This window comes from Thalassoglobus sp., from assembly GCF_048270125.1.
Taxonomy (GTDB): Bacteria; Planctomycetota; Planctomycetia; order Planctomycetales; family Planctomycetaceae; genus Thalassoglobus.
This window is the reverse complement of the sequence record NZ_JBLWTN010000003.1, coordinates 49556-63550: the sequence shown is the minus strand read 5'-3', so window position 1 is coordinate 63550 and position 13995 is coordinate 49556. Positions and strand designations below refer to the sequence as shown.

7 protein-coding genes are annotated in these 13995 nt (G+C 50.9%); 4 read left to right on the top strand and 3 right to left on the bottom strand.

The features are described 5' to 3' along the window. Positions 1-93: 93 nt before the first annotated feature. Positions 94-1101, bottom strand: coding sequence for an NAD-dependent epimerase (locus ACN0YR_RS04755; protein WP_417848050.1), 1008 nt, complete (start codon positions 1099-1101; stop codon positions 94-96). A gap of 135 nt (positions 1102-1236) precedes the next feature. Between ACN0YR_RS04755 and ACN0YR_RS04750 the strand changes: the two genes are divergently transcribed. After that, positions 1237-2817, top strand: coding sequence for an aldehyde dehydrogenase (NADP(+)) (locus tag ACN0YR_RS04750; protein WP_417848325.1), 1581 nt, complete (start codon positions 1237-1239; stop codon positions 2815-2817). Between the two features lie 179 nt (positions 2818-2996). Here the strand turns inward: ACN0YR_RS04750 and ACN0YR_RS04745 are convergent, their stop codons facing one another. Further along, positions 2997-4649, bottom strand: coding sequence for an Nramp family divalent metal transporter (locus ACN0YR_RS04745; RefSeq protein ID WP_417848049.1), 1653 nt, complete (start codon positions 4647-4649; stop codon positions 2997-2999). Positions 4650-5036: 387 nt separating this feature from the next. Between ACN0YR_RS04745 and ACN0YR_RS04740 the strand changes: the two genes are divergently transcribed. After that, positions 5037-5753: a DUF2306 domain-containing protein gene (locus tag ACN0YR_RS04740; RefSeq protein ID WP_417848048.1), complete on the top strand. Its 717-nt coding sequence runs from the start codon at positions 5037-5039 to the stop codon at positions 5751-5753. A 93-nt stretch (positions 5754-5846) separates the two neighbouring features. On the opposite strand, the gene ACN0YR_RS04735 is transcribed toward ACN0YR_RS04740, so the two are convergent. After that, entirely contained in the window at positions 5847-5975 is a 129-nt protein-coding gene (locus ACN0YR_RS04735) for a hypothetical protein (RefSeq protein WP_417848047.1), read from the bottom strand. A 185-nt stretch (positions 5976-6160) separates the two neighbouring features. Here ACN0YR_RS04735 and ACN0YR_RS04730 point away from each other — a divergent pair, with 185 nt between their 5' ends. Continuing rightward, a complete protein-coding gene (locus ACN0YR_RS04730) occupies positions 6161-7936 on the top strand; it encodes an ABC-F family ATP-binding cassette domain-containing protein (RefSeq protein WP_417848046.1) in 1776 nt (591 codons plus the stop codon). A gap of 815 nt (positions 7937-8751) precedes the next feature. Beyond that, positions 8752-13806 carry an inverse autotransporter beta domain-containing protein gene (locus ACN0YR_RS04725; protein WP_417848045.1) on the top strand — a complete coding sequence of 1685 codons (5055 nt, stop codon included), beginning with the start codon at positions 8752-8754 and terminating at the stop codon, positions 13804-13806. Positions 13807-13995 lie beyond the last annotated feature (189 nt).

Genomic DNA, 13995 nt, shown 5'->3' with positions numbered 1-13995 from the left:
GATCCCCGGGCAGAGCGAGTTTCACCTGCGAAATTGCTGGGTGTCACGAGCCTGAACCGATCACAGATTTGAGAAATGCGATATGATCGACTTTTACACTTTGTAGAATTCTCGATACCAATCGACGAATCGCGAAATTCCCTCTTCAATCGAAGTTGATGGGTGGAATCCAGTCGCTTTTTCGAGAGCCTCGATATCTGCGTAGGTCGCGGGAACGTCGCCTGGCTGCATCTCCAGCATGTTCTTTTGAGCGGTTTTGCCGAGATATTTCTCCAGAGCTTCAATCATCGTCATTAATTCAACAGGTTGACTGTTTCCGATGTTGTACAGCCGAAATGGAGCTTTGGAACTGCTGGGATCGGGAGTATCACCATTCCAATCCGGGTTCGGAGTCGCAGTGCAGTCGATTGTCCGAACGATCCCCTCAACAATATCGTCGACGTAAGTGAAATCGCGTTTCATCTGCCCGTTGTTGAATACATCAATCGGACGCCCTTCCAGAATCGCTTTTGTGAACAGAAACAACGCCATATCAGGACGTCCCCACGGACCGTAGACCGTAAAGAATCGCAGGCCTGTTGTCGGAAGCGAGTAGAGATGGCTGTACGAGTGAGCCATCAACTCATTGGCCTTCTTTGATGCCGCGTACAAACTGACCGGATGGTCGACGTTGTCGCTCACCGAAAACGGCATCTGCGTATTGGCTCCGTAAACCGAACTGCTGGAGGCATACACCAGATGCTTCACCTGATTGTGTCGGCAACCTTCCAGAACGTTGAGAAATCCATCGATATTGCTTGCCATGTAAGCATGAGGATTTGTCAGGGAATAACGAACCCCCGCCTGAGCAGCGAGATTGACCACAGCATCGAACTGTTCCCTTTCGAACAGAGCAGCAATTGCAGCTTGATCTGTCAGATCGAGTTTTTCGAAAGTGAAATTCTCATGTGAAGAGACAACATCGAGGCGTGCCTGCTTCAGTTCCACACTGTAGTAGTCGTTGAGGATATCGAGGCCAACAACCTCATCCCCACGAGCTAAAAGGGCTTTAGACAGATGAAATCCAATAAATCCAGCAGCGCCCGTAACAAGAATTTTCATCAGTGTTTGTACCCATTCGCTTCTGATTGCTCTCAAGAGGGCAACCACGATTCAAAAAGACAGCCTCGAAAAAAGTGACTGCGACAGTTAATCTACAGTTCGACAACAATCAAGGTCTCTATAGCGGATTTCATGATGACTTCACAACCAGTTTTGATCAATGGACAGTGGCGAGCCTCGACCGGAACGGAAACTTTTCAGGCGATCAATCCAGCGACCAAGGAAACCCTGAGCGAAGTTTATCCGGTCAGCCCCTGGTCTGAAGTGGAAGAAGCAATTGATGCCGCTGCCGCTGCATTCAAAACGGTTCGTTCCTATCCAGTGGGGCGATTCGCTGATTTTCTGGAAGCGTACGCTGCAAAGATTGAACTGAGGATCGACGAAATCGTTGAAGCTGCTCACCTCGAAACCGGCTATCCTGTTTCTCCACGCCTGAAAGATGGCGAAATGGTGAGAACGCTTGACCAACTCCGCCAGGCTGCCGATGCTGCCCGCAACCAAACCTGGTCACTCCCGACGATTGATACCAAAACGAACATCCGGTCCATGCTCGGTCCGATCGGGCCTGTGGCGGTCTTCGGACCGAACAACTTCCCACTCGCCTTCAATTCCATTTCCGGAGGAGACTTTGCAGCAGCGGTGGCTGCTGGAAATCCGGTCATCGCCAAAGGACATCCCTCGCATCCTCGAACGACTCAACTTTTCGCCGAAATCGCTCAGGCATCTTGCGAACGATCTGGCCTGCCGGCCGGGTTCATTCAGTTGATCTATCGCACATCCCACGAAGATGGAGCCAAGCTCGTCGCTCATCCAAAACTGGGAGCGTCTGGTTACACCGGATCGAGACATGCAGGACTTGTATTGAAAGAAGCTGCCGATCGAGGGGGGAATCCGATCTATCTCGAACTTTCGAGTATCAACCCGGTTTTCATTTTGCCGGGAGCTCTCGAAGAACGCTTCAGCGAAGTTGTCGATGAGTTTACTGGCAGTTGCCTGATGGGAACGGGTCAGTTTTGCACCAACCCCGGCCTTGTTGTTGTCAAAGCAGGTGATTCTGCAGAAGAATTCATCAATGCGGTCGCAGCAAAGTTTAAAGCAACCCCCGCTGGCACACTGCTCGGAGAAGGAGTTGCGAGAAGCTTGCGGGCCGGAATTGTTGCCATCCAACAGACCGGAGCGCAGATCGTCACTGGAAATGAACCGGCGGATGCCAACCGGTGCTCCTACGCAAACACACTCTTGCGAGCAACTGGTAAATCTTTCATCGAAAATCCTGCTGGCCATCAGCAAGAAGCGTTCGGCAATGCTTCGCTGATTGTGGTCGCTGACTCGGATGAAGAAATGCTCGCCATTGCTGAACTGCTGGAAGGGAATCTGACCGGCTGTATCTATTCAGACACTGAAGGAAAAGATGACGCGCTCTACGATTCCATCGCCGAAGAGCTTCGCCGACATGTCGGCCGTTTGATTAACGATAAAATGCCGACCGGTGTCGCTGTCAGCCCGGCGATGAACCATGGAGGACCTTATCCAGCGACCGGACATCCCGGATTCACCGCTGTCGGAATTCCTGCGTCGATTCGTCGATTCGCATCTCTGGAGTGCTACGACAACGTCCGTTCTCACCGCTTACCAGAAGTGCTGCGAGACGAGAACCCGCACGAGTCACTGCACCGCGATATTGATGGAACCATGACGACCGATGACGTGAAGTAGGCAATTGTGGTTCACCACTCATCTCAAGTGCGGGGTGAAATTAATTGTGCAGCACTGTTCAAACAGGCTGATCGCATTTTTCGAATTGACGCTCACGCTCCGCCTCGTGGCGAGTAGTGATTTCACTGGTGAAACGTGTTCTTCACGGGCACAGGTACAGCAAACTGCTCTAAACTCGTCTAAAGAAGCTTTGCGACTTGCAGATAAACTCCCCAGACGCCGGCAATTAGAAGCCCGAGGAATGAAACGATCAGCATCATATCCCAAGCCTTGCTCGGCATGAGCCGTGGATCAGATGCCGTGTAGCGAAGATAAAGTGCCCCGAACCCGATCATCGGAAGCATGGTCGCCTGCATCATCCCTGAGATGAGAACTGCCTGAACCGGATTGATCCCCGTCCAGTGCAACGCCACACAAGTGACGGGAATGATGACGCAGAATGTCGACAATGCCCGGTTGTGGGCTTTCTGGTCATTGCGATCTATGAACCCGAAGATCTTCAGGGCATCGGTATACATTCGAGCATGACCACCGGTCGCAACCAGAAACGTTGAGTACAACACAGCGATGGCCCCACTGAGAAACATCCACTTTGCGTACTCTCCGAAAATTGGGATGTAAGCCGAAGAGAGTGTACTCACCATCCGCATGCCGTCCGGGTTGCGGCCTTCTCGATACAAGACAGCGACACCCATAATGAAAAATGCCATTGTCGCGAGTGTGTAAATCACCATCGAAAGAAACGCATCGTAGTGCATCACACGCATCCAACCACGTGCTCGCTTCTCCCATGCATCATCATCGGTCCGCTTTCCGGTGTAGCGGGCGTACCCCTTTTCGATGCACCAGTACGGATAGGTAATCAGTTCCGTGGCCCCGACACCAATAATCCCAAAGGTCGCCAAAGCAATCCCGAGTGATTCCCATTTATTTCCCTGATTAGGCAAGCTGAAAGAAAAACCTTTCATCAATTCCGCCCCAGAGAGGCTCCAGTCAGGAGTCATTTGTAACGCGACCACGTTTCCAATCGTCAGAAACGTAAACGAGATCACCAGTACGGTCGAGATCGATTGAATCACTCCGTAGCGACCGTTATAGAGCAACGCGACTGTGATGAGACCGACGAGTGTCGCCCAGATTCGGTCATCGAGAGTCCAAGGGTCTTCAATTTTCTCACCAGCTCGAACGACCGCGATGGCTGCCGTTCCCCGTTCGCCGATCTCGCTGAGAGCCATCCCGATGCGGTCATGACCTTGTTGAATTCGCTCCTGTTCCTCAACAGGTAGCTCATTGAATTTCAGACGACCATTTTCAAAATCGTCGTTCCAGTCGTTATAGAATTTAATTTCTCCGGCATCAGGAAGCGCTATCGCTTCGACAAAATCGCCGGTGATCGGCATTGCGATGGCCATCGACTGCCCGACTCCTCCAACGATTCCACCGAGTTGCAAGATCCCCGCCATCATCATGAAGAACCAGAACCAGATAATCCAATTGGCTTTTCCAATCTTCCCCGGGACGCGATTCAGCGCGTTCAAGGTCGTTTCACCATTGATGATCGAGTAGCGACCCAATTCAATTTGCACAAAAACTTTAATCAGGCAGCCGATGATAATCAGCCACAAGAGAGCAATTCCCGCTGTTGCCCCGGTTTTTGTCGTGGCGATCAATTCGCCTGACCCAACAATGCTCCCCGCAACCACCAACCCGGGCCCCAGTTTCAGAAGCGTTGCCCCCAAAGATTTCGGAGGTGTTTCTGTGCCGACAGAAATTTCCTGATCAAATTCAGGTGGGACAGTATCGAGAGGTTCGTTGGATTCGTCTGTGGACATAGCACGTTGGTGAGCACGAAGGAGAGAAAACAGCGAAACTTATAACGGGATGTTGATCCGTCGGCAATGAGGAGAATGAAACTTGAGGGTATCATCGCCCGATCCTCAGCCTGTTTGTTCCCTTTGCTGTGAAGATTTCCTAATGAAATATGCTTCAAATGAACCTGAGAAAAGGCTTCGCAGACCTTGCCGGGTCCGAGGCCGCAGCGAATAGCGAGAAGGCATCTTCATGAATTTCGTCGGCCACCTTCGTGAAGCTGCCCTGAGTTCTGAATTTTTTCTCTGCGTTCCACACTATTTCCGACGTATCAAGAGTGGTCTTCCCGTTTTGAGTTGACCGACTTGAATTAAGTGCCCTCAAACGATCGATATGCGTGAGTACGACAGATGCCGTATCTTGACCGGTCTCCGCTTCTGAAATGCCTGCGGGGAATGGTCTGTCTGCTCATTCTGGTTGTTACTGCCAAAATCGTCACGATTTATGTCGATTACTTCCCGCCAAATTTTTCCGCCGATTTCCTGATCGGGCGAAAGCCAGAGTTTTATGGAAGTTATCAGTGGGCGTTCTACACCCACATTCTGACAGGCCCAATCACTTTAATTTTCGGAATGCTTCTGTTGAGTGATCGGTTCCGCATACGGTTTCGCCGCTGGCACTCGAGGATCGGAAAAGTTCAAGTCACTTTGATACTCCTTCTTCTGGTTCCCAGTGGATTCTGGATGGCCTTCTATGCCCAATCTGATCTCACTGTGAAACTTGGATTTGCGACGCTTTCAATAGTCACAGGACTCAGCGCAGCTCTCGGATGGTGGTTCGCTGTGCACAGGAATTTCCCTTTGCACCGACTCTGGATGCAGCGCTGTTATGTCCTGCTCTGCTCCGCGGTTGTCACACGGGTCGTTGGTGGAGCGTTGCTAACCAGTGGCGTGGAAAGTGAGTGGACCAATGCCCTGCCCGCCTGGATCAACTGGATTATTCCGTTGGCGATCTTTGAGATCATCAGTCGCAGCGCGATGAGCCAATCAGCACTTCCCCGACCGAACGAACCTCCCCCGGTTGCTGAGGCGTTTCGCTACGTGAAATCCAATGAATCAGGAGTCTGAACACTCAGGCGTCTCTCAGTAGAAGCGCCGATGCCACTCAGTGTCGACTACTGCAGGAAAGTCTCAGTACGACACGAATAGTAAAAATTAATTTTAGAACTGCTCCACAGCATTCGTAGAAATGATGGCGACGTCCCGACTCGTCTTATCCAGTGTTTTTCCTAGCGAAAGATGTTCTTCGCGACCATCAGAAACACGAATGCCTTCTGTGGAATCTGTCATTCCCAAACGCCGATCAATTGATAGACTACTGGTTCATCCAACCTGATTTAACAGGTGGCCGTCTACCGGCGAGCGTGCCAGAGAGCATGCGGATTGACTGTTGCGATGTGTCACTCAAGTCTGACAAGACACTTCGCTCCATTCATGAAAAAACGAAACACAACTTAATCTCTCACGGCTGAAGAATGTCTGTTTTACTGCAATTAATTAAAGGGGAAAAAAGTTACGGTGACCAGTTGTTACTGGACGATGCTGACGTGACCCTGTACGAGAATGTGAAGGTTGGCTTCGTCGGCAGAAATGGTGCAGGCAAGTCGACACTTCTACGTGTTTTGCTAGGAACTGAAGAGCTCGACAGCGGTGAACTCGTTCAAAGTCCGAACTTGAACGTCGGCTACTTGAGGCAACACGATCCATTCCTGCCTGGGGAATCGGCTCTGGATTTCCTGATGCGGGATTCCAACCAGCCTGACTGGAAATGTGGAGCGGTCGCGGGTCAATTTGAACTGAAAGGGGCATACCTGGAAGGGCCGATCTCGGCACTCTCGGGAGGTTGGCAAACTCGCGTAAAACTCGCCTCTCTGCTGCTCCACGAGCCAAACCTTCTGTTGCTCGACGAACCGACGAACTTCCTCGACCTGCGTACGCAAATTCTTCTGGAACACTTCTTACGGAACTTCAATCAAGCCTGCCTGATTGTCTCACACGATCGATCCTTTCTGGAACAAACCTGCACACACACTCTGGAACTCTCACGCGGTAAGCTGACGATGTACCCCGGTCCCATTGAGGATTTTCTGGAGTATCGTGAGGAGCGTCGTGAACACGATGAGCGGATCAATGCCGCAGTGGAAGCGAAGCAGAAACAACTCAAACGCTTCATCGACAAAAACCGAGCCAACGCCAGTACTGCGAGTCAGGCAAAATCGAAAAGTAAACAGCTCGAACGGCTGCAAACGATTGAAATCGAAGCAGATGAAGCGATCGCAAACATTCGTTGCCCCCGCGTTGAACCTCGACAGGGACCAGCAGTCCGATGTGAGCATTTCGCGATTGGCTACCCGGACCATATCGTCGCCCGTGATATCAACCTTGAAATCGAACATGGTGAGCGAGCCGCCATTGTGGGAGATAACGGTCAGGGAAAAACAACCCTGCTCCGCTCGCTGGTCGATTCGCTGGAACCAATTGAGGGGACGGTCAAATGGGGCTTCGGTTGCGAAATCGGAGTCTACGCTCAGCACGTTTACAGCACTCTCCCTCCAGACCAAACAGTCCTCGACTATCTCGATTACCAAGCCAAACCTGGAACGACAACGCAGGAGCTTCTGGCTGCAGCTGGGTCGATGCTCTTTCGCGGCGGGCACACTAAAAAGAAAATCTCCGTACTCTCTGGAGGAGAACGGGCTCGACTCTGTATGGCGGGTATTTTGCTCGGAACCTACAACGTCCTGATTCTCGATGAACCGGGGAACCATCTCGATGTCGAAACGATTGAGTCGTTAACCGAAGCACTGAAAAAGTACGAGGGAACGGTCATCTTCACCAGCCACGATCGGCACTTCATGCAATCGTTGGCAACCTCAGTGATCGAGGTCCGTGACGGACATGTCCGCAACTACGGTGGCGACTACGGAGCGTACCTCTACTCCGTCAATAAAGAGATCGAAGAAGGAGAACGAGAGCGAAACGCGAAAAGCAAAACAGCTCCGACGACGCTGACTGCTCAACCAGAAAAGAAATCGCAAAGCGATTGGAAAGAAGAGCGGCGTTTGCAAAAAGAGATCTCCAAACTGGAGAAATCAATTGCCCGTCTGGATGACAAAAAGAAGGAACTCAGCGACAAACTCGCCAACACTCCCGACCCCGGGGAAGCAATGAAAGTCCACACAGAATTGACCTCAGTTCAGGCGGAACTCGCTGAGGCTGAAGACCGCTGGTGTGAACTTCAGGAGATGTAGAACTGACCCTGCAACCTGAATTTGCCCTCAAATATTGAAAACAGCGACCATTCCACAAGTTTCCGAACTGGTTGCAAGCCTGCTGATCGCCTCAACAGCTTGGGGTGGGGCAAGAGCATGTTTCACGTAGATCTTCAGTGCCCCCTGAAGCCTCCGATGAGTCACCGGGGAGGCTCAATGACTGCCAAAGATGCAGCGAGATGACTGCAGATAAACCTTAAACATGCCCTATGAGATGGCTGTGCTTTAACCTGCGTCTCTGGAGTACCCGCTTCGCCGGTGAAGTTGCCGATCGCCACGAGGCAGAACCGGGTCACAAACACGAAAGATGCAATCGACGACTGTAAGTCCTGGTAGATTCGCACTTTCGGTCGCTCAATCTCCAATCCTCTCCAGGCCATCTCACACCAGTCGTCTTTGAATCTTTTTGCGAAGTCTGAAAATCTCAATTGCTTGAACTTTGCATTCTGAGCGGCAGTTTCTGCTGGAAAACTTCCCTTCTGTTGCCTCCAGGCTCGTGAGTCCAGGGGCTTTGCGCAAAACAGGTCGACTCAACCTCTGCCGAAACAATCGCTCCGAACGGTTTCACCGCACCTTTCAGTCGAACCGTCACAGTTTCACTCAACCGCACGATACGAATACGCCGAAGATTCAGAAGAATGCACAGACTCCGCGCTGTGTCCGTCGGAAGTGTCAAGACGGAATGAGATCGGAGAGTTGTGTGAGGGGGTGCAATCATCGCCATGATTTGGCAGTGGTGTCACATACTTAGATTGACTGAAGAACCCACTTGCGAGTGGCTGTTGGAGAGACTCATGAATTGGACTCGAAGGGTCGGCCTGCTCTGCCTTGGTCTGGTATCGCTTGGATTGGCGAAAGTCAGTTCCAGTCAGGATCCGGTTGTGATCAACAACGCCGATGGGCTTGTCTACCTAGACGACGTCAGCGGCTCTGCCTTCTTATCTCGAGATGGTGGGAACTACATCCTGTTCAACAAAGTTGTGGGGGATGGAGTCGGTCACGCTGAAGGCTTCTCGCGAATTGGTGTTCGTACTCGATTGTGGGAAAATTTCGACCAACATCTCTTCGGTGAAGTTCACTCAATGATCACCGATCATGGTCGCCTCGGTTATAACGTCGGGGGTGGATATCGTCGCCAGGTTGGTGGTGGAATTCTCGGTGTTCATGGCTGGTACGATGATTTTGATTCGACCAATGAAAACCGATACCGACAGATCACCACTGGATTTGAATATCTGCACCCCATCTTTGACATCCGTTCCAATGGATACATCCCGATCGACGAACGTGAAAACTTCGTACGCGTGGTTGACCCCGGTACTGATGTTTCCTTCCTTGAAAACCACCTGGTCACTGCCGGAGTCGGAGCCTTTGAACGGGCTTACTACGGTTGGGACCTTGAAGGGGGTGGACCAGTTCCACTCGCAGAGAACTGGCTACGAACCTACCTGGGCGTGTACCAGCTTCTCTTTGATGATGACACAACAACAGGGGTTCGTTCACGGACTGAAGCACGCTTCATGGAAGGCGTGAACCTCAACTTTATCGTCAGCAACGATGACAAATTCGGAACCAACTTGAACCTGGGTGTTGAAGTTCGCTTCCGCGGAACCATGCCAACTCGCTTTCAGTCAGGCTTCACAGCTGATCGACGCTACGATCAGGTTCGACGAACCTGGCCGATTCAAACCAGCGTTGAACTGGAACAGATCCCAGTTGCTCTCAACAAGCCTGGAACAATGGATCCAATTCACATCATCCACATCGACAACACCAACCCAGGTGGCGTGGGAACATTTGAAGATCCAAGAGGCGACTTGCCAGGAACTGATCCTGATGCCGACCTGTTCCTCGTCCGATTTGGTGCGGGTGACACACTCGGAAACATCACTCTACTGGATAACCAACAACTCTTGGGTGAAGGTTTCGCACAGTTTGTGGATACCGATCGCCTTGGTGTCATTCAGCTTCCCGACACATTCGATCAAACAAGTGGTCTCTCACCGACCTTGCGAGCAGCTGATGCAGGAATGCCCATTGTCACACTGGCAAGCGGGAACGTCGTCAGTTCATTCAACCTCGCCGGGACTGATGGCATCGTCGGAACCGACATTGACAGCTTCCTGATTGAGCGAATTCACTCAGACGAAATGACAAACGGAATCAACATCACTAACGCAAGTGGTGTCGGATTCCTGACGAACATCGATTTCGATCTCGCTGATGGCGGAACCGGAATTCGTGTCACAAACACCACTGGCGATCCGCTCGATCTCGCGATGGATACGGTCATGGTCAACCAGGGAGCAAATGGGGTTGTTGTCGAGGCGAACGGCGCCAACATCACTTTTGACATCGACAATGTCACCGTGGCAAACACCACGACACAGGCGCTTGGACTCCATGCAGACAGTGCCGACCTGACAGGAACGGCAGACAACGTAACCACAGATGGCAACGCTGGAAACGGCGTCATGCAAAATTTGGTCAACGCCACAGGAACAACAACGTTCACAACACTGAACTCAAGTGGAAACGGTGTCGATGGTCTACAGGCCATCGCATCTGCCGGTTCCAATTACAACTTGAATGTCATCGACAGCACTCTCGAAATGAATGGTGACGACAACATTCAAACCGATGCACTGGGTGCGATGACTGTTCTCAATGTTTTCGTCGACCCGACCAGCATCATTAACGCAACCGACAATGGATATGAGTTCCTCGCTTCGAATGGAGGAACACTCAATGCGACATTCATCGATGTCGACATCACCGGAAGCATGAACAATGCCATTGCCGGTGTCGTTGAAAGTGGATCAAACGCGACGCTCGACTTCGGAACATTAGTCAATGCAGGCTTCGATGCGACCGGGGCTGTCAATGATGGCTTGAACCTGAAAGTCACTGATCAATCAAGCTTGACCGGTACATTCACAAATGGAAACTTCAGCGATAGTGGAAGCAACGCGATTCAGGTTGATGCCTCAAAGAAATCGACTGTAGACCTGACGTTCACAAATGTCACTGCTGACAATATGGCCGCTGAGGGCAACGTTGTCTGGCGAGCCTCGACCGGTGCTGATGTCACCACGAAATGGGACGGTGGGTCAATTTCTAACGGAGCAGCCACCGGTGTCACTATCGAAGCAACGGGAGTTGATTCTGTTGTCGATGCCTCGATTGCCAACACAACGATTGACGACAACGCCGGAGCCGGTATTGACGCTTCAATGCCATTCGGAATGAACAACGCAGCACTATTCCTCGACCTGAACACCGTCTCCACCAGTCGGAACGGGACAAAAGGTGTCCAGTTTGATGCTTCAGGTCCCGGAGTTCCGGCAATCCTGACAGCCGACAACCTGACCTCGGTCATGAACGGTGAAGAAGGATTGAATGTCGTTGGAACAGGGGGTGCCCTTGTCGGTGCCGACCTGATCAACTCAGACTTCTCATCGAACGGAACCTCTGGAATGTTCAGCGGAGTCAAAGCTTCATCGGAAGACTTGAACACCGAAGTTGTTCTTCTGGTTGACGCTACCGACTCGAACTCGAACTCCTTACACGGTTTTGAATTCTCTGCGAATGACAACGGCTCACTTTTTGCAAGCTTTGGATCTGGTGGAATTGGACCAGTCACTGCGTCAATGAACGACGGGAGTGGGGTTGATGTTTCTGGAACAGACATTGATGAAATCGTCCTCCTCGGGGAAGGCGAGAACGTGTTCCAGGACAATGGCCAAGTCTTGGGCACGGATGGAATCCACGTAGACATCAACAGAGCTAGCTTTGCAGTGATCTCGACTTCTGGTGAAGTCACTGGAAGTGGACGCGATGGAGTACGAATCCAGATGCAGGACGTTGTCACCGGAGGAATCGAAGTCCTTGGAGATGGGACAACGGCTCTCACCGGAAACGCCGGTCACGGAGTAAACATTCAGCTTCTGGATACAAACCTGACTGGTCTGAACATCGATGGCGTGGATCTCAGTGACAATGGAGCAGGGTTTAACGGCCTGAATATCGTCGCAGACAACTCCGACGTGGTTGATGCAAATATTCTGAATGTTACTTCATTGAACAACGAAAACGGAGTGGTCATCGAATTAACCAACGGCAGCGACTGGAACATCACCGCCTCGGAGAACACTCTCGGAGCAAACAATGTCTACGGAATGCACATCAGTTCAGACAGTTCTGACACCACCAATGTCATTAACCTGAACAACAATGACCTTGTCAGTAATCTAGACACGAACCTTCAGATCGACTTGTCCGGAACTGCAGACTTTGAACTTCATGTGGATGAGAACATCATCGATGGAGACGGTCGCATTGCAGGCTTCACCAAGGGGCTGGAAATCTTCGGAGATGCTTCTGGACCTGGAAAACGCATTCCACCAGACACAATGGGTGCGGTCGGAATCAATCATATTGTTGAAGTCACAAACAATGAATACGCACTGTTCAACAAAACGACAGGAGCACTCTTGCTCAGCCTGACTCCAGACCAGTTCTGGACGCTCGCGGGTGCTCCACCGAATTCACAATTTGACCCACGTATCATTTACGATCCGGCGTCAAATCGATGGTTTGTGACTGCGATTGATGGTGGAAACCCAAACACGATTTATGTTGCAGTTTCGAATACCGAAGATCCTACCGACGGATTCCAGTCTGTCAGCTTTGTGGGTGACACCCTTGGAAACATTCGCTTCAACGACTACGACACACTCGCAGTCGATGCAGACGGACTCTACATCACAACGAACAACTTCATTGGCGGCTTTGCAGATGTTTCGATTTATTCGATCCCGAAAGCTGACTTGATCGCCGCTGTTCCCGATGCATCCAATATTACACGCTTTGAAAACCTGGACGCCAGCGACTTCGGATTTACTCTTCAGCCGGTTGTGGACTTCGGAGCTTCAAACGGAAAAGCTTCGTTCCTCGCGACAAACGGAGGAGCTGGAAACAGACTTTACCTGACAGAATTGTCTGATACAGGAACCAACAATGCACAGCTTCTAGGGACAACTGAGATCTTTGTTGACAACTACCAATCTCCACAAGGGGGCAACCAACCGTTTGATGCAGCTCCCCTCAACTACAACAATTCACGTATTACCGGGAATGTAGTCAAAGTTAATGGAACGATTTGGGGTGTTCACGGAACTCTCACTGACAGCGGAACAGATGGCGTTCGCTGGTATCAAATTGATGAAGCAACGCAAACCGTGTTGCAATCTGGAACGCTCGAAGACCCAAGTCTCGATATGATCTACCCATCTATTGCAATCAATGAAGATGGGCAGGCTGTGATCGGAATGACGCTCACCGGACCGGGACAATTTGCCAGCACAGCAGCTGTCTTTGGAGAGACTCAGAACGGCCAGATGACCTTCAACGCTCCTGTGGTCCTACAGAACGGAGTGAATATTTACGAAGTCTTTGATGGCTCTGGTAGAAATCGCTGGGGCGACTACAGTGCAACTGTTGTTGATCCAATTAACGATAAGACTTTCTGGACCTTCCAGGAAATGGTCAGCGGACTCGACGAGTCGACTGTGACCATCACACAGATCAACTACTCTTCTGATACCATCGCGGGAGATACGCTTGTCGACGGAATCAGTCTGAACGTCAGTGGTGATGCAATTGTTCGTGACAGTACTTTCACCTTCAACAGCATCTCTGGAAACATGACCAACGCAATTACGATTAACGCTTCCGATAATGCAGAGATCAATGAGTTGGATGTGTTGAACAATATGATCTTCGACAATGGCATGAATACCCCTGTCATTAACAACACAAGTGGCGGAACTGTGATCATCAACCAATAAGCAAGAACACGTTAGTGTTTCTTGTGTCCATGAAGAGTGGTTTTCATGTGATGAATCACTCATCTCCATGAGACAGTTCACCCCAGTCAAACCAGCCCCGTACATTGAATCAATGTACGGGGCTTTTTTTTCTAAATCAGCTGCAGAATAGAGCATCCTCAGCACCTGCAGTGCTGCTGAATGAGGAGC

What these genes read in the sequence shown, in the direction of transcription:
- ACN0YR_RS04755 (WP_417848050.1), bottom strand. Translation starts at nt 1,101, where the DNA reads ATGAAAATTCTTGTTACGGGCGCTGCTGGATTTATTGGATTTCATCTG.
- ACN0YR_RS04750 (WP_417848325.1), top strand. Translation starts at nt 1,237, where the DNA reads ATGACTTCACAACCAGTTTTGATCAATGGACAGTGGCGAGCCTCGACC.
- ACN0YR_RS04745 (WP_417848049.1), bottom strand. Translation starts at nt 4,649, where the DNA reads ATGTCCACAGACGAATCCAACGAACCTCTCGATACTGTCCCACCTGAA.
- ACN0YR_RS04740 (WP_417848048.1), top strand. Translation starts at nt 5,037, where the DNA reads ATGCCGTATCTTGACCGGTCTCCGCTTCTGAAATGCCTGCGGGGAATG.
- ACN0YR_RS04735 (WP_417848047.1), bottom strand. Translation starts at nt 5,975, where the DNA reads ATGACAGATTCCACAGAAGGCATTCGTGTTTCTGATGGTCGCGAAGAA.
- ACN0YR_RS04730 (WP_417848046.1), top strand. Translation starts at nt 6,161, where the DNA reads ATGTCTGTTTTACTGCAATTAATTAAAGGGGAAAAAAGTTACGGTGAC.
- ACN0YR_RS04725 (WP_417848045.1), top strand. Translation starts at nt 8,752, where the DNA reads ATGAATTGGACTCGAAGGGTCGGCCTGCTCTGCCTTGGTCTGGTATCG.